The organism is Chryseobacterium sp. FH2 (assembly GCF_001045455.1).
Taxonomy (GTDB): Bacteria; Bacteroidota; Bacteroidia; order Flavobacteriales; family Weeksellaceae; genus Chryseobacterium.
Genome location: NZ_LFNE01000013.1, coordinates 37,956 through 55,628, shown reverse-complemented (window position 1 = coordinate 55,628; position 17,673 = coordinate 37,956). Strand labels below are relative to the sequence as shown.

16 protein-coding genes are annotated in these 17,673 nt (G+C 34.4%); 9 read left to right on the top strand and 7 right to left on the bottom strand.

Going from position 1 to position 17,673, the window contains the following annotated elements; translation table 11 throughout:
- Positions 1-39 precede the first annotated feature (39 nt).
- From ACM39_RS17050 to acs, 5 genes are all read left to right on the top strand, one after another.
- Entirely contained in the window at positions 40-234 is a 195-nt protein-coding gene (locus tag ACM39_RS17050) for a hypothetical protein (protein WP_048512257.1), read from the top strand.
- On the top strand, positions 227-2,938 hold the full coding sequence (locus tag ACM39_RS17045; RefSeq protein ID WP_048512256.1) for an ATP-binding protein: 2,712 nt from the start codon (positions 227-229) through the stop codon (positions 2,936-2,938). The genes ACM39_RS17050 and ACM39_RS17045 overlap by 8 nt, the downstream gene beginning before the upstream one ends.
- Positions 2,935-3,294, top strand: coding sequence for a response regulator transcription factor (locus ACM39_RS17040; protein WP_048512255.1), 360 nt, complete (start codon positions 2,935-2,937; stop codon positions 3,292-3,294). The genes ACM39_RS17045 and ACM39_RS17040 overlap by 4 nt, the downstream gene beginning before the upstream one ends.
- Before the next feature lie 209 nt (positions 3,295-3,503).
- Complete coding sequence (locus ACM39_RS17035; RefSeq protein ID WP_048512293.1) at positions 3,504-5,390, top strand: AMP-binding protein; 1,887 nt, start codon at positions 3,504-3,506, stop codon at positions 5,388-5,390.
- A gap of 30 nt (positions 5,391-5,420) precedes the next feature.
- Positions 5,421-7,361, top strand: coding sequence for an acetate--CoA ligase (acs, locus tag ACM39_RS17030; RefSeq protein WP_228377145.1), 1,941 nt, complete (start codon positions 5,421-5,423; stop codon positions 7,359-7,361).
- Positions 7,362-7,400: 39 nt separating this feature from the next.
- Here the strand turns inward: acs and ACM39_RS17025 are convergent, their stop codons facing one another.
- Positions 7,401-8,657 (bottom strand): T9SS type A sorting domain-containing protein, encoded by a 1,257-nt coding sequence (locus ACM39_RS17025; protein WP_048512253.1) that lies wholly within the window; start codon positions 8,655-8,657, stop codon positions 7,401-7,403.
- A gap of 270 nt (positions 8,658-8,927) precedes the next feature.
- Between ACM39_RS17025 and ACM39_RS17020 the strand changes: the two genes are divergently transcribed.
- The 3 genes from ACM39_RS17020 to nhaA all read left to right on the top strand — a co-directional run bounded on the left by ACM39_RS17020 (position 8,928) and on the right by nhaA (position 12,799).
- Positions 8,928-9,296, top strand: coding sequence for a hypothetical protein (locus ACM39_RS17020; RefSeq protein ID WP_048512252.1), 369 nt, complete (start codon positions 8,928-8,930; stop codon positions 9,294-9,296).
- A 114-nt stretch (positions 9,297-9,410) separates the two neighbouring features.
- The gene (locus ACM39_RS17015; protein WP_048512251.1) at positions 9,411-11,615 is read left to right on the top strand and encodes a RelA/SpoT family protein; all 2,205 of its coding nucleotides are present in this window, start codon (positions 9,411-9,413) and stop codon (positions 11,613-11,615) included.
- Between the two features lie 8 nt (positions 11,616-11,623).
- Positions 11,624-12,799, top strand: a complete 1,176-nt coding sequence (nhaA, locus tag ACM39_RS17010) for a Na+/H+ antiporter NhaA (RefSeq protein WP_048512250.1) — start codon at positions 11,624-11,626, stop codon at positions 12,797-12,799.
- Here the strand turns inward: nhaA and ACM39_RS17005 are convergent.
- Genes ACM39_RS17005 through ACM39_RS16995 form a run of 3 tightly spaced genes read right to left on the bottom strand, consistent with a single transcriptional unit; the run spans position 12,796 to position 15,149 of the window.
- Positions 12,796-13,173 (bottom strand): hypothetical protein, encoded by a 378-nt coding sequence (locus tag ACM39_RS17005; RefSeq protein ID WP_048512249.1) that lies wholly within the window; start codon positions 13,171-13,173, stop codon positions 12,796-12,798. The two genes, nhaA and ACM39_RS17005, sit on opposite strands and share 4 nt — an antisense overlap.
- Positions 13,154-14,170: a YihY/virulence factor BrkB family protein gene (locus ACM39_RS17000; RefSeq protein ID WP_048512248.1), complete on the bottom strand. Its 1,017-nt coding sequence runs from the start codon at positions 14,168-14,170 to the stop codon at positions 13,154-13,156. The genes ACM39_RS17005 and ACM39_RS17000 overlap by 20 nt, the downstream gene beginning before the upstream one ends.
- A gap of 16 nt (positions 14,171-14,186) precedes the next feature.
- A complete protein-coding gene (locus tag ACM39_RS16995) occupies positions 14,187-15,149 on the bottom strand; it encodes a DUF4421 family protein (protein WP_165585135.1) in 963 nt (320 codons plus the stop codon).
- A 183-nt stretch (positions 15,150-15,332) separates the two neighbouring features.
- Here ACM39_RS16995 and ACM39_RS16990 point away from each other — a divergent pair, with 183 nt between their 5' ends.
- On the top strand, positions 15,333-15,806 hold the full coding sequence (locus ACM39_RS16990) for a 23S rRNA (pseudouridine(1915)-N(3))-methyltransferase RlmH (protein WP_048512246.1): 474 nt from the start codon (positions 15,333-15,335) through the stop codon (positions 15,804-15,806).
- Here the strand turns inward: ACM39_RS16990 and ACM39_RS16985 are convergent.
- From ACM39_RS16985 to ACM39_RS16975, 3 genes are read right to left on the bottom strand one after another with little or no spacing between them, the layout of a single operon-like run.
- The gene (locus tag ACM39_RS16985) at positions 15,803-16,258 is read right to left on the bottom strand and encodes a tRNA (cytidine(34)-2'-O)-methyltransferase (protein WP_048512245.1); all 456 of its coding nucleotides are present in this window, start codon (positions 16,256-16,258) and stop codon (positions 15,803-15,805) included. The genes ACM39_RS16990 and ACM39_RS16985 overlap by 4 nt on opposite strands.
- A 33-nt stretch (positions 16,259-16,291) precedes the next feature.
- Positions 16,292-17,110: a tetratricopeptide repeat protein gene (locus tag ACM39_RS16980; protein ID WP_048512244.1), complete on the bottom strand. Its 819-nt coding sequence runs from the start codon at positions 17,108-17,110 to the stop codon at positions 16,292-16,294.
- A complete protein-coding gene (locus tag ACM39_RS16975) occupies positions 17,107-17,673 on the bottom strand; it encodes a phosphatase PAP2 family protein (protein WP_048512243.1) in 567 nt (188 codons plus the stop codon). Before ACM39_RS16975 ends, ACM39_RS16980 begins: the two co-directional genes overlap by 4 nt.

The window sequence follows — 17,673 nt, the reverse complement described above, 5'->3', positions numbered from 1 at the left end:
ACGGATAAAACTTGTCCGTCAATTATCTTTTATATCATTATGAAAAAGAGACACGAACAAAAATTAATCCTCCTGAGTATCGGACTTCTGGTTGCGTTCAGCATTCCTGTTTCATTGTTATTCAGCAGCGATAAGGAAATTTTTGGCTACCCGATGATGCTGATTTACATTTTTGCGGTCTGGATGGTTTCCATCATTATCTCTTTTGTAATTGTAAAAAAATATGATGAGTAGTTTCGCGTTATTTTTTGTGGTTTTGTTTTATCTGGCACTTTTGTTCTTAGTCGCTCATTTAGCGGAAAAGAAAAAGAGTAAGCTATGGATAAACAATCCCTACATCTACGCATTATCACTGGCAGTGTATTGTACGGCCTGGACCTACTACGGAAGCATCGGTGTTGCGGCGACTAGCGGACTCAACTACCTTCCAATTTACATTGGCCCCATCATGATAATTCCGGCATGGATTTACATCAATACCCGGATTGTACGAATCTCAAGAGTCAATAAAATCAGCAGCCTTGCAGATTTTATTTCATTACGATACGGTAACAGCAGAAGCTTCAGTGCGATTATTACAGTTGTCTGCCTTTTGGCAATTGTCCCTTACATTGGTTTGCAGATAAAAGCAATTTCAGAAACCTTTCACTTAGTGACCGAAACCTCAATATCAAAAAATATTTTAACGGATAATGCTACTTTTGTTGTTGTATTAATTGCTTTATTTTCATCCTATTACGGAACACGATATGTTGATGCTTCAGAAAAACGACTGGGAATTATTTCAGCAATAGCTCTGGAAAGTTTTCTGAAACTTTTTTTCATCATCATTTTAGGGTTTTTTGTTATTTATTTTGTTTTTGACGGATTTTCAGATATTTATGAAAAAGCCAGCAGATTTGAAGATTTTAAAGAGAAAAATACATTCAACGGAATTGAAGGCGCCCTGAACTGGATGGTTTTATGTTTAATTTCAGGAACAGCAATCTGTATTCTTCCGAGACAGTTTCACACGGCGATAGTTGAAAACAGGCAGGAAAAACATATTAAAACTGCGATTTGGTTTTTTCCTCTTTACCTGTTGATTTTCACCATATTTATCTTCCCGATTGCATGGGGTGGAAGACTGATTTTTGACGGACAAAACGTAAATCCGGAATTCTACTCCATTTTGATTCCGCAGCATTTTAACAATACTTTGATTACGGTTTTTGTTTTTCTTGGCGGACTGAGTTCCTGTATTTCAATGATTATTATTTCTGCCATTACTCTATCTATCATGCTTTCCAACAACCTGATTATTCCTTATGGTCTGTTGGGAAAATTTAAATCTGAAAATGAAATACAGAATACCAGAAACATTACCAATATCAGGAAATTCAGCATTTTTGCACTGGTTATCATGGCATTTGCTTTTTATAAATATTTCATTTTAAAAACCTCGCTGGATTCAGTTGGTTTAATCTCATTTGTTGTTATCGGGCAGCTGGCACCTTCATTTTTCGGAGCTATTTTCTGGAGAAGAGGAAGTTACAAAGGCGCTGTGATTGGATTATTGGCAGGATTGGCAATTTGTTACTTCGGATTGATTATTCCTCAGTATTACTTCTCCTACAATCAGGAATTCAAGGGTGCTTTGAGAGACATGTATGATGCTTTTGACTTTTTCGCGATTCCATATTTGGGAAGAATCCCACAGATTTTCTTTTGGTCAATTTTAGTGAATACAAGTTTGTTTACCATCATTTCTGTCAGTGTAAAAGGAAATTACCGTGAGAGAAATTTCGCCGAATTATATGTTGATATTGATAAATACATTCAAAATCACGAAAATGCTTTCATCTGGCGTGGAACAGCTTATGTTTCAGATATTAAAAATATTCTGGAACGTTTTTTAGGCAAAAATAAAACGGAACAGGCTTTAAGAATTTTCAATTTAAAATATAATATTGATTCTCAAACAGAAACAGCAGATTCAAGATTTATAAAATTCTCCGAAAATCTTTTGGCAGGAAGAATAGGAACCGCTTCTGCAAAAATTTTGATTGAAGGCGTGACTAAAGAAGATAAAATATCTTTAAAGGAAGTTTTAAACATTTTAGAAGAATCCAAAGAAAATATTATACTTAATAAAAAACTGACGGAGCAGTCAGAAGAACTAAAACAATTATCTGATGATTTAAGAAATGCTAACGAAAGTTTAATCATCAAAGACCGGCAAAAAGACGATTTTTTAGACTCTGTTGCACATGAATTAAGAACTCCGATTACAGCAATTCGTTCGGCAGGAGAAATTCTGGCAGATGATGATGATATTCCTTTGGAAATCAAAAAAGAATTTTTAAATAATATTATTACAGAGTCAGACAGGCTAAGCGAAATCATCAACGATATTCTCTATCTGGATAAACTTCAGCATGGCGAAATTGCTTTAAATATTCAGGAAAATAATATTATTGAAACCTATAAAAAAGCATTAAACCCGCTTTTGCATCTCATTCATCAGAAAAATATTCATTTAAGTGAAGTCAATCTTTTGAATCAGTTTATATTTGAATATGATGAAGCGCGGATGATTCAGTTATTTCAGAATATTTTAGGAAATGCTCTAAAATTTACGGACGAGCAAGGGACAATTCAGACAAAATTATCTGAAAAGGAAAATCAATTGATTATTACTATTTTTAATACAGGAAAACATATTCCCGAAGAGGATTTGGAAATGATTTTTGATAAATTTTATCAGTCTAAGAACCAAAATATTTTAAAGCCTACAGGAAGCGGACTCGGATTGGCTATTTCTAAAAAAATTGTACAAGCTCAAGGAGGAACCATAAAAGCAGAAAACAGCGGGCTGGGAGTGACTTTTACGATTATTCTTCCTAAAAAAATAAAAGAGATTAAAAATGAAGTTGAACAAAATCAAGACACAATATGAAAAAGATAATCATTGCGGATGATGAGCACAAAATATTAATGTCGCTGGAATACAGCTTTAAGAAAAATGGATATGACGTCTACATTGCAAGAGACGGAACCGAAGTATTGGAATTTTTAAAAACAATGACTCCCGAGGTCATTTTACTGGATATCATGATGCCGAACCTTGACGGTTACAGCACTTTAGATATTATCAGACAAGACGAAAAATTAAAAGATACAAAAGTCATATTCCTGAGTGCGAAAAATAACCCCAGAGATATTGAAAAAGGCTTGAAAATGGGAGCTGACGCCTATGTAACAAAACCTTATTCTATAAAAAAACTGATGCAGCAAATTGAGGAAATGTTTTGATAAAACTGAAGATGAAGAAATAAAGATAAAAGACCTATTTATTAAAATCATACACATTGTCATTCTAAACTAGAACGGAGTCCAGAAATGAAGAATCTTTCTTATTTAAAAGTTAATTTTTAAACCATTAAGACTATTTAAGAATTAAGATTATCAAGAGATTGCTTCGTCGCTCCGCTTCTCGCAATGACATGAAACACAAAAATAATATGAACGCAGAAGATTTATTTAAACAAAGTATAGAAGATAAAGAAAATTTCTGGAAAGAACGGGCCCAGGAAATACGCTGGTTTGAATTTCCTACGCAAATTCTTTCAAAAGATGAAACCCAATATGCTCAATGGTTTTCCGACGGAAAGCTCAATATGTGCTATTTGTGTATTGACAGGCATATTGAAGACGGCTTTGGAGAGCAGGTTGCAATCGTGTACGATTCACCTGTTACGAATCAGAAAAAAACATATACTTTCAATCAGGCGAAAGAAGAAATTTCAAAACTGGCAGGGGGCTTAGTTTCTTTGGGATTGAAAAAAGGCGATACAGCTGTTATTTATATGCCCATGATCCCACAGACACTTTTTACCATGTTGGCTTGTGCGAGAATTGGCGTGATTCATAATGTGGTTTTTGGAGGTTTTGCGCCTCATGAATTGGTAGTGAGAATCGATGATTGTAAGCCAAAAGCTTTAATTACAGCAACTGCCGGAGTAGAAATTGCGAAAAGAATCCCTTATTTACCGCTTGTTGAAAAAGCAATTGAATTAGCCCAGGATAAAGTTGATAATATTATCGTTTACAACAGAAAACTAGTTGACAATCAACATGAAATGTTTGATGGATTGATTGATTATGACGAATTAGTCCAAAAATCAGAACCCGTTGATTGCGTTTCCGTTGAGTCAACTCACCCCCTCTATTTGCTGTATACGTCCGGAACGACAGGAAAACCAAAAGGAATCACCCGTGATACAGGAGGATATGCAACCGCTTTAAAATTTTCCATGAAATATATTTATGGAGTTGAACAGGGAGAAACCTATTGGGCTGCATCCGATTTTGGCTGGGCAGTCGGGCATAGTTTTTCGGTTTACGGACCTTTAATTAACAGAAATACAACGATTATTTTTGAAGGAAAACCTATCATGACTCCCGATGCAGGAACGTTTTGGAGAATCATTTCGGAATATAAAGTTTCTGTGATGTTTACCGCTCCAACCGCTATTCGTGCCATTAAGAAAGAAGATCCGGACGGAGAATTGGTTAAAAAATACGATTTAAGCCATTTTAAAAAGCAGTTCCTGGCAGGCGAAAGATGTGATGTTGCGACATTAGACTGGTTCGCAGAACACATCGGAGTTCCTGCTATTGACCATTGGTGGCAGACAGAATCCGGCTGGCCGATGTTGGGATTAATGACTTTTGATAACAATTACAATATCAAAAGAGCTTCTGCTGGAAAACCAATTCCCGGATATGATATTAAAATTTTCGATGAGAACGGTTATGAACTAGATGCTCATCAGGAAGGCTATTTAATCATTAAACTTCCACTTCCTCCAGGTGCATTACTAGGAATCTGGAACGATAATGAAAGGTTTCAAAACAGTTATTTATCACAATACAAAGGATATTATTTCTCCGGAGACGGTGCGATTAAAGATGAAGACGGATATATTTTCATTACAGGACGTGTTGATGATGTGATTAATGTTGCCGGCCATCGGCTTTCAACTTCGGAAATGGAAGAAATCGTTTCATCACATCCTGATGTTGCAGAATGTGCAGTTGTGGGCATTGATGATGATTTGAAAGGGCAGATTCCTTTTGCATCGGTGGTTTTAAAAAATGGCTCGACGATTTTGGAAAAAGATTTGGAAAAAGATATTGTAAAAAATGTCCGGGAAAAAATCGGAGCGGTTGCCTGTCTTAAAAATGTAATGACTGTGAAACGTTTACCAAAAACACGTTCCGGAAAAATTTTAAGAAAATTAATAAGAACTCTATTAGACGGAAAAGAATTCCAGATTCCGTCGACGATTGATGATGAAAAAATCATTGAAGAAATTCAGCAAAAAATCGAGGATTATAGGGCTTAAAAGAGAAATTAAGTATAAATTTAAAATATAATAAAATTCAAATTTCAAAAACGAAAGGATATGAGAAATTATCTAATAGAAGATTTACCGCATTATTTTGAAGAATATAAAAAATCTATTAAAAATCCCAAGAAATTCTGGGATAATATAGCTGACCAAAATTTTGTGTGGTACCAAAGATGGAGCAAGGTCGTAAAATATGATATGAATGAAGCAAAAATTACCTGGTTTAAAAATGCTAAATTGAATATCACAAAAAACTGTCTGGACAGGCACCTTTCCGTAAGAGGCGACAAAACAGCCATCATTTGGGAACCCAACGACCCGAAAGAAGAGGCACAGCATATTTCTTACAATGAATTATATACACGGGTTAACAAAACAGCCAACGTTTTAAAAGAAATGGGTATCGGAAAAGGTGACAGAGTCTGCATCTATCTTCCGATGATTCCTGAATTGGCGGTTACCATGTTGGCCTGTGCAAAATTGGGAGCAGTTCACTCGGTTATTTTTGCAGGATTTTCCGCTTCTGCCGTTTCTTCCAGAGTAAATGACTGTGGTGCGAAAATGGTAATTACATCAGACGGAAGCTACAGAGGAAATAAAATTTTAGATTTAAAAAGCATCGTAGATGAAGCGCTTGAAAAAACACCAAGTGTAGAAAAAGTTTTAGTTGTAAAAAGAACAAACAACGAGGTCAAAATGAAACAGCACAGAGACTTCTGGTTGGCTGATTTATACGAACATGCTTCTCCTGATTTCGTGACAGTAATTATGGATGCAGAAGACCCACTCTTTATTTTGTATACTTCCGGCTCTACAGGAAAACCAAAGGGAATGCTCCATACCTGTGCCGGCTATATGGTTTACACAGCTTATACCTTCAAAAATGTATTTAATTATAAAGAAAATGATATTTATTGGTGTACTGCCGATATTGGCTGGATTACAGGACATTCATATATCCTTTACGGACCGCTTCTAAATGGGGCAACTACCGTAATTTTTGAAGGAGTTCCTACTTATCCTGAACCCGACAGATTTTGGGAAGTGATTGAAAAACATAAAGTTACCCAGTTTTACACAGCTCCAACTGCCATTCGTTCATTAGCAAAAGAAAGTACAGAATGGGTTGATAAGCATGATTTAAGTACATTAAAAGTAATTGGTTCTGTAGGCGAACCAATTAATGATGAAGCATGGCATTGGTTCAACGATCATGTTGGAAAGAAAAAATGTCCGATTGTCGATACCTGGTGGCAAACAGAAACGGGAGGAATTATGATTTCACCGCTTCCATTCGTTACACCGACAAAACCTACATATGCCACCCTGCCTTTACCGGGAATCCAGCCTGTTTTAATGGACGATAAGCGCAATGAAATTTCAGGAAATCAGGTGACAGGAAACCTTTGCATCCGTTTTCCCTGGCCGGGAATTGCGAGAACAATATGGGGCGACCATCAAAGATACAAAGAGACTTATTTCTCTGCTTTTCCCGGAAAATATTTCACTGGTGACGGCGCTCTGAGAGATGAAGTCGGATATTACAGAATTACCGGTCGTGTAGATGATGTAATCATTGTTTCAGGACACAATTTAGGAACTGCTCCGATTGAAGACAGTATCAACGAACATCCGGCTGTAGCAGAATCTGCGATTGTAGGCTATCCTCATGATATTAAAGGAAATGCGCTTTACGGGTTTGTAATTTTAAAAGAAACCGGAGAAGGGCGTCAGAAAGAAAACTTAAAAAAGGAGATTAATCAACTGATTTCAGACCAAATCGGACCGATTGCAAAATTAGATAAAATACAGTTTGTTTCAGGGCTGCCGAAAACACGTTCAGGGAAAATTATGCGTAGAATTTTGAGAAAAATTGCAGAGGGCGATTTCAGCAATTTTGGAGATATTTCTACCCTGTTAAATCCTGAGATTGTTGAGGAAATCAAAAATGAAAAAATAGATTAAAATTTCAACAAAATAAAAGCGCAGAAATCTGCGCTTTTATTATTTAATTATTTTAATTGACTGTCTTCCAAGGTTAGAATGTACATCAAGAAGATAATTTCCCTTTGGATAATCAAAATCCAACGAATATTTTTTGGCTCCTTCATTCCTGATATTATCTTTTAAAATATTTTTAATAAAATTTCCTGAAGCGTCATATAATCCCACTATGATATGATCCGAATGTGTAAAATAAACATTGAGATTAAGCTTATCCTTCACAGGATTTGGAACAACTTCTATTTTTAGCTTTCTTTCAAGACTTTCTTTAAAACTTTCTTTAATTCCTAAATTTCCATTTGTCATTTTATAAACATTTGTTCCGGCAGCAAAAGCAAGATTATTATTTACAAAGAAAATTCTGTTTAAAGAACCTCCAATGCCCGTATCCGTCCATGTATTTCCGCCATCATTGGTTTCATAAAATCCTGTATTGTGACCGCCCATCCATCCGTGGGTTTCAGAGGTAAAACCAACCGCCTGAACATAAGTATCAGGAAAATCTTTAGTTTCCCAAGTGAAACCACCATCCAGTGATTTTAATAATTTTCCCGTGTGCGGAGCCTCAGATTCAATAGAACAGAAAATTTTGTTATTATCTAAAAACTGCATTTTCCAAACATATTCATTTTGGATATTGCTGTTATAAATTTTTGTCCAAGTAGTTCCTCCATTAATCGTTTTAAGAACCACTCCTCCATTTTCATCATTCCCAGATACAAACCCTACATTTTCATTAATAAATGTAATTTCTACCAAAGCATTTGCATAAGCTGACATATCAATATACTGCCATGTATTCCCGCTGTCTGTCGATTTTATAATATATGCAGGCGAAAACCAGGCACCACACCCATAAACAGTAGACGTTCCCACACAATCCAATCCGCAGATCGCTTCCGGATAAGGCGAAATATTGTCTACTTTCTGCCAAGAAGCTCCCCCATCCGTGGTTTTATAAAAATTGTTGTTTAAGGTTCCAAGAAAGCCTATATTTTCATTCAAAAACTCTATATTTCTGAAATATTGATTGGTAGCACCATTTACAACCTGCTGGGTCCACGTAGTCCCGCCATTTGTAGTTTTGAAAACAGCACCGTTTCCACCTTTTGCCGCCCAGCCTAAATTTTCATTTAAAAAAAATACATCATCATATCTGCCGGCACCATTAGAAGGCGGATAAGAAAAGACAGACCAACTGTACTGTGCTTGAAATAAAGATGATAAAAGGATAAAACCAAGGAGATTTTTTTTCATGGGATTGTTTTATTTTGAATATAAATTTGAATTATTTTAAAAAAATAAGTGCCATAATTTTTAATAATTAGGATATTGAATCTAAACTGATAGATCCACACATTAATCGAAATTTAAATTAATCTAAAATTAAACACCAGTTTAATAGATATTACCAAATATTACACTATAAATATATAGATAAAATAATTAATTTGAAATTTTATTGAAAATTAATCAAAATTTAAAATTAATTTATTACCTTTAAATACAAATTAAAAACTATTGCTTATGTCAAATATATTAGCTGGATTATTTGAACATCACAGCGATTACAAAAAACTGGAAGCCGATTTAGAAAATATTGGTTTCGGAAATTCAGATTACATTGTATATCTTGATGATAACCATATGAATCCTCAGTATCTTGCGAGTGTTTCAGTAAAAAACAATGAACAGGCAGATAGCGCTAAAAATATCTTTTTGCAGAATTCTGTTTTAAAAACATATCTATTTGAAAATATGAGCCTTGAACAAGCTCATTATCAAAAATTGAAAAGCTATATTGATGCCAGAAGCAAAGCTGAGATTCACAACAGCCCTGATATGAAAATAAAAGGGTCAAGCAATGGCATGGATTCCGCAGAAGTGAAATTTTAACAAATACATTAAAAACTGATAACCGAAAATCCGTAGAATCTTCTGCGGATTTTTTTGTATTTGAAAAGTGGAAAAAATTTCGTATTTTCGTTTAATTATAGGCTTTTTACACAAATGAGTTACGACTTAGAACAGGAAAACAAGGAGATTCTCGCAAGATATAAGGATCTGATTTCCAATACATACAGAACTTTGGATGAGGAAAATAACAAACTCATCCGAAAGGCATTCGACATTGCGCTGGATGCCCATAAAGACCAGAGAAGAAAAACGGGCGAGCCGTATATCTATCATCCCATTGCCGTTGCAAAAATTGTAGCGACAGAAATTGGCTTGGGTGCAACTTCTATTGCATGTGCATTACTGCATGATGTAATTGAGGATTCTGATTATACTTACGAAGATCTCAAAAAGATCTTCGGGGAAAAAATTGCCAATATCGTGAATGGATTAACAAAGATATCCATCATGAATCACCAGAACATTTCGGTACAGTCTGAAAATTACAGAAAACTGCTACTTACTCTTTCTGAAGACTTTAGAGTTATTTTAATAAAGATTGCAGACCGTCTCCACAATATGCGAACTCTGGAAAGCATGGCCCCGGATAAGCAGAAGAAAATCGCGTCTGAAACAGTTTATATTTATGCTCCTCTTGCACACCGTCTAGGTCTGTACAACATAAAATCAGAGCTTGAAGATTTATCTTTAAAATATAATAATCCGGACATTTACACAGAAATAACGGAAAAGTTAGAGCTTGCAAAAGAAAACAGAGAAAGATATATTGAGGAATTTAAAAAAGAAGTTTCCGAAAGACTTAACGAAGAAGGATTAAACTTTAAAATTAAAGGCCGCGCAAAAGCAATTTCTTCGATTTACAGAAAAATGCTTAAGCAGGGTGTTTCTTTCGAGGAAGTATTTGATAATTATGCCATTAGAATCATCTACCGATCTGACGCAAAGAATGAAAAATTCCTGGCCTGGAAAATTTATTCTATTGTAACAGACGTTTATCACAGTAATCCTTCGAGAATGCGTGACTGGATTACGCAACCCCGTTCCACAGGGTATGAAAGTTTACATCTGACGGTTCTTGGCCCTGATAAAAAGTGGATTGAAGTGCAAATCCGTTCCGAAAGAATGGATGAGATTGCAGAAAAAGGTGTTGCCGCTCATTATAAATACAAAGAAGGTTATAAACAAAGTTCCGATGACAGAAATTTCGAAACATGGGTTACGGAAATTCGCGAAGTTTTGGAGCAACAGCAAAACCTTACTACTTCTGAGCTTTTAGATAATATTAAATTAAATTTATATTCTAAGGAAGTTTTTGTATTTACTCCAAAAGGTGAAATCAAAATTTTGCCAACCAATGCCACTGCTCTTGACTTTGCATTTTCCGTTCATTCAGATCTGGGAATGAAGTGTTTGGGTGCTAAAATTAATGGTAAACTGGTTCCGATTTCCTATGTTCTTCAAAATGGAGATCAAATAGATATTCTTTCTTCTCAAAATCAAAAACCAAAATCTGACTGGCTGGAATTTGTTGTTACTTCAAAAGCAAAGTCAAAAATTAAGAGTTATTTAAACTCACAAAAAAATCAGATAGTTGAGGAAGGAAAAGAAATTCTTCAGAGAAAACTTCGTCATGCAAAGATCAATTTTAATGAAGAGGAAGTAAACAAGCTTCAAAAGTTCTTTAATCTGAAAACGTCTCAGGAGTTATTCTTGAAGTTTCAAACTAATGAACTGGATGCTAGTAGCTTAAGAAAATATATTGAAAGTAAAAATGTATTTAATAATCTCCTCTCAAGATTCAGAAAATCACCGAATAAAAATACCGTTTTTGATGAGCCGAAACATCAAAATCTTGACATGATTGTCTTCGGAAAGGATGAGGAAAAGCTAAATTATAGTTTTGCAAAATGCTGTACGGTAATTCCGGGGGATAAAATTTTCGGATTTATTACTATTTCGGAAGGGATCAAGGTCCATAGCGATAATTGTCCGAATGCTATCAATCTTCGGGCCCAATATGATTACAGGGTAATTCCTGCTAAATGGGTAAATGCAGAAAGCTTTAAAAACCGAGTAAAAATTGAAATTGAAGGTCTTGACAGGATGGGTATGATCAATGACATCACGGCCGTCATCAGCAATTCAATGGAAATGGACATGAAAAGTATGTCTATTGAATCAAACAACGGAATTTTTACCGGAAATATCAATCTGGAAGTAAAAAATAAAAGCCAGCTAGAACAAACCTTTAAAAAACTTAAAGAAATCAACGGCGTTTCAAGAGTCAGACGTTTATAAAACACAATATGAGTTTAAGCATATACTTTAAAAAATTTTTCAGCAATAGTCAATCATCAGGAGTTATTTTAATTTTTTGTGTTTTAATCTCTTTACTGATAGCAAATTCACCTGCTGCTGAAGGATTCCAACAGTTTTTAGATAAAAAAGTCGGTACCCATTTGTTTCATCTGAATTATCCTGTAAGTATATGGATTAATGACGGCCTGATGGCAATTTTCTTCTTGCTCGTAGGCCTTGAAATCAAAAGAGAATTGGTAGAAGGTGAACTTTCATCTTTTAAAAACGCATCTCTTCCTATTTTCGCAGCTATCGGCGGAATGCTTGTTCCTGCTGTAATTTATACAGTTTTTAATTCGGGAACGGAATATGCAAATGGCTGGGGTATTCCTATGGCAACAGATATTGCATTTTCATTGGCAATTATCTCTATGTTAGGAAGTAAAATTCCGGGTTCAGTTAAAATTTTTCTTGCCGCATTAGCTATTGTAGACGATTTGGGAGCAATTTTGGTGATTGCAATATTTTATACTGAGCAAATTCATTGGACTTATTTATTACTCTCTTTAGGAGTAGCAGCTCTTTTATTTCTATTAAACCTTCTAAAGGTTACCAAACTTATTTTATACATCATTCCCGGAATATTTTTATGGTATTTCTTACATCACTCAGGAATCCATGCAACAATTGCGGGAGTTTTATTAGCATTTTCAATACCTACAAACGCTTCAAATGTAGAAATTTCACCTTTGGAAAAATTAGAGCATACACTACATTTTCCAGTAAGTTTTCTCATCATGCCAATTTTTGCTTTGACAAATACAAATATTACCTTCAACAGTTCAATGATAGAAGGTTTGACCAGCACCTTAGGATTGGGAATTATCGGAGGTCTGATCTTAGGGAAATTAATAGGAATCAACCTATTCTCTTTTTTAGCCATCAAACTAAAAATCAGCACCTTACCACAAAACAGCTCATGGTTTCAAATGTTCGGTGTAGGGCTTTTAGCAGGAATTGGTTTTACGATGTCTATTTTCATTGCTCTATTATCCTTTAAAGGAGAAATTGAAATACAAGATGAGGCTAAATTTGCTATTCTCATTGCTTCATTTTTAGCTGCAATTTTAGGATATGTTTTACTGAATATCAGCTCTAGAAAAAATATTGAGGCTTTAGATTAATTTTTCACAACGGCCCAATTTCCTTTTAAAGCACCCATTTTCCATGTGCCTGACTTGGTTTCTAAACTTCCATATAAAATGAATCCAGATGGCGAAGGGCTCATTGTAGACAACGCCCCACTTCCACCGCCCTGCATAGCCGTATAAAAAGTTTCCTGAAATTCCATTGATGTTCTCACACCTTCAATACCTCCTTTTTCACCAACATTTAAAACAAGTGTCCCGCTTTGATCACCTGTATAGCTTCCTACCCATTTTCCTTTGTAAGGTGTAACGTAATTATTTTCTTCTCTATTTCGATTAATTTCATCACAAGACGTGAAAGAAATCAAGGCAATCAGCAAAGTAAAAAATTTAATCTTTTTTCTCGTCATTATAAAATTTTCGTCTATGTTCTTCATCACTTTCTAAATTAGGTTCAGAAGTAGCAGCATGATAACCTGTTGCTTCTTTTTTAAGTTCGTCAGACAATAATTTCTCTATCCTGAGCTTCCTGATAGCCATATTCAGTTCATTTCCGAAAAGAAGCAGATAAACATTTACATTGACCCAAACCATTAATAAAATCATACTTCCGATTGAGCCATACAGAACGTTATATCTTGCTACATCCTTTACGTAAATTGCAAATCCATAAGTAGTTACAACAAATAAAATTGTCGTTAAAACAGCCCCCGGAACAGCCTGCCTGAATCTTGTAATTTTCACTGTTCCCAGCCAATAAAACAAAGCCAAAAGGATAAAATAAAACAAAGGAAAAGAAACAAACCCAATAATTTTTGACAAGTTATTCACCAACCACGAAATATCATAAGTTGGGGTAAAAAGCTTCAAAACTACCTCAGAATAATATACCCCAAAAAGGGCTAAAAACACGATACTTATAAACCCTATTGTTATAAAAAATGAAAGAATAAATTCCTTTACATCACTGAGTTTTTCCTCAGAATTTTCGTTAAAACCGTTAATTAAAGAAAACGTTCCGTTTGTTGCAAAAACCAAAGCAAGAATGATAGTTAAATTACTGATTCCTTTCATATTAGGAATAATATTATTTTCAATATATCCTCTTACTTCAGTTTCCATGTGTGATGGAAAAACATTATGAATCAAAACTTCAAAAATATAGAATTGAAGTTTATCATAATGAGGCATATAAGGTATAACCGACAATAAAAAGAGAAGAAACGGGAACAAACTTAATGTGAAGCTCCATGAAATACTTCCTGCTTTTCTCCCGATTTTTCCTTTAAAAATACCGGAAATATAGATCTGAAAAAGTTGCCAAAGCGATATCCCTAAAACAGGAATATGGATATCATCAAAGAATTCTTGAATTTTTAAAACAAATCTGGGAATCTTTATACGCATTATTCTACTTCTTTAGTTAAAATTTTAAAGTGTTATCTACTGCATCAAAACTTTTATTCACAAACTTCGGAGCACCGAACCTAAATCCTAAACCTATTCTGAACAGCCATTGGGTGGTTGAATAAAAGTTCTCATCCGAGCTGTTTACCCAATTAAGCTGAGTCCCCCCACCGAAAAACCATTTCCCGTTATCATAACCTATCCTTGCATTAGAATAAAGCCCGATATTAAACTCATGAAAATTTTCATTCAATAGTTTTGAATAATAAATCTCGGGATAAATTTCCACAATTGTATACCAATTTTTTTTAATCATTTTCTGTATCCCGCCACCCGATCTCATAGCAATCCTAAAATCTTTGGTTTTAGAATCTTCTTCAGTTTCATTAAAAATATCGCCCTGATAAATTGTTTTGTCTAAGCCGCTCAGGATATTATATTGATAAAATAAGCCTGTACTTACCACAAAAACATCTTTTAGCGGCTTATAAGTCATATTGGTAAAGCTCCTGTAATCCGCTTTATTTCCCAACCACAGATAACTTGTTTCTCCCTTAAATGATCGATATTTTGCATCAGGAAACTGTAAATACCCTTCTTCATTGTAATCCTGGCCATAAAGTAATTTCATCAACTCTTTGGTATCCTGAAAATATAAACCGCTCACATCGCTAAAATAGATATTCTGCCTGATTTTTGGTGTTACGAAAAAACTAAAACCTACGTTGAAATATTTTGATTTACCTTTTTCAGCATCATCATTATTGATTTTTGTAAGCTTTGGAGCAAAAGAAAAACTTACATCCAACCATCGATATCTTAGAAAAAATTCTGTGTAAAAAGCATCATTGGGTCTTAAACGAAATACTTTATTTTCATAAAGCAAACCAAAAGAATCACTGAGATAACTGAGCCCGGCTACAACCGATATTCTGTTTTTATCCTCTTCTACATATTTTTTGATTTCCTCTTCTTTCATCTCTTGGGAAAAGGAAATTAATGGAAAACATAAAAAGGTAAAATATAATGTTGCTTTCATCATATCGGTGCTCCTACAAAAGTACTGATTTTTTTAAACTTAATATTATTCTTAAAATCCCATAGAGTATGACATTCTTTAATTTTATGAATATCTTTGCATTAAAATAATTTAAAGGTAGAAATGCAGATTAATTTACTTTGTATTGGTAAAACAGATGATAAGGAAATCACTTCTTTAATCAACTATTATTTAAAACGTCTTCCAAAACACTGGAATTTTGAAATAATTGAAATTCCAGATGTGAAAAATGCTAAAAATCTTTCACCCGACCTTCTGAAAAAAGAAGAAGCAAAATTATTTTCAAACCATATCGATAAAAATGAATGGGTTGTGATTCTTGATGAAAAAGGAAAACAGTTTACAAGTCGAGAATTTGCTCAAAAAATAGACAACTGGATGAATTCTTCCGTAAAAAAAATTCATATCCTGATTGGCGGAGCGTATGGTTTTTCAGAAGAAATCTATTCAAGAGCAAACGAAAAAATGTCATTATCTAAAATGACATTTACCCACCAAATGATTCGGTTATTTATCGTTGAACAGTTGTATCGCGCGGATCAGATTTTACAGGGGAAGCCTTATCATAATGATTAAACTTTCAAATTAATCTGTCTTTTTGCCTCACCAACCACAAAAGCAACAGAGTTGGCAATATTAAAACTCCGGATTAATTTTGACATGGGAATTGTCAAATGGTTTTCAAAACGTTCCAGAACTTCTTTACTCAAGCCAATACTTTCCTTCCCAAAAACCAGCCAGTCTCCATCCTTAAAATCAGTCTCCAAATAGGATTTTTCAGCATGTGAACTCATCAGAAAAACACGGGATAAATCCGGAATATTTTGTATCCATTCTTCAACATCAGCATATTCAGTAACATCAAGATGCACCCAATAATCTAATCCTGACCGTTTTAGATTTTTATCGCTAATTACAAATCCAAAAGGATGAATTAAATGTAATTTACTTTCCGTACCCACGCATAATCTTCCGATATTACCGGTATTGTTTGGTATTTCAGGCTCTACAAGAACAATGTTTAGCATGTATAAAATCTATCAATAATATTCTTTACTTATTTATTTTGCGGGTGACGTACATTTTGTGTAATAATCTGCAAGAACAGCTTTTTCATAGCCTAAAGCTACAGCTTTATCAAGATTGGTACAAGCTTCCTTTGGCTTTGCCGTATCAAACAAAATCAATGCTTTTGTAAGATAGGACTGTGCAAATTTAGGATCAATTGAAATTGCTTTATTCACGTCAACAAGCGCTTCTTTTGATTTTTTCATTTTAAGATAAACATCGGCTCTTCCGTTGTACAATAAAGATTCCGGTTTATCGGAAATCAGTTGATTATAGTCTTTTAAAGCACCTTCCAAATCACCATTATTCTTTTTAAGATTCGCCAGACCTGTTTTAGCAAAAATATTATCTGAAGCAAAACTTAAAATCTGATCTAAATCTTTTACTGCTAAATCTTTCTTTCCCTGACTGTCATAAATCTTAGAGCGCGTAAGATACATATCTACATTCTCTGGATCTATCTGGAGACCTTTGGCAATATATTCCAGCGCTTTTGCTTTGTTTCCTTTCTGGCTGTGTAATGATGCTAAATTGGCATATACGGAAGCTGACATGGGATTTGATTTTAAAGCAGATTCATAAGATTTAAAAGCTAAATCCGTTTTACCTAATCTTCTCTGAGAAGTTCCGAGATTATTGTAATAATCCGACTGAAATTTTTGAATCTGCTCTTTCTCTGCTAATTTTGAATATTGTTCTTCCGCACATTTGTAATCTGCCTTTTTGAAACAATCTTCTGCAATTTTTGCATCCTGAGCATAAAAATTCAATGAAGTAAGCCCGAAAGCTAAAAATAATAATTGTTTTTTCATGAAGTAATATTTTGTTTATTGATAACTTTTTTTGCGAGTGCACCAAAAATAACACCCAATAAAGTACCAACAAACGCCCCCACCAAAATATCTATCGGGAAATGCACTCCTAAATATATTCGGCTATAAGAAACCACTACAGCCCACACAAATATAGCATAAGGAAACCATTTAAGTTTCTTTTTTAACAAAATACTTAAATAGGCAGCTAAAAAGAACGTATTAGAAGCATGAGCAGAGTAAAAACCAAACTGCCCCCCACATTTCACAATTCGCATATGATGCTCTAAGGCAGGATCATGACAAGGCCGTAATCTTGCCACACCATATTTAAAAACACTTGCAAGCTGGTCTGAAACAGTAACACCAATCGCAATGAATATCAATATGAAAACTAAAGATCTTAGCTTATAGTTCTTGAATAAAAAGTAACAGAAGATAATATAAAGCGGAACCCAAATCCATGTGCTGGAAATAAGCATCCAAAGCTGATCAAAAGATGTGTCTCCTAAATTGTTAAGAAATAAGAAAACCTTTTTATCTTCCTGAATAATTTCGTCCAT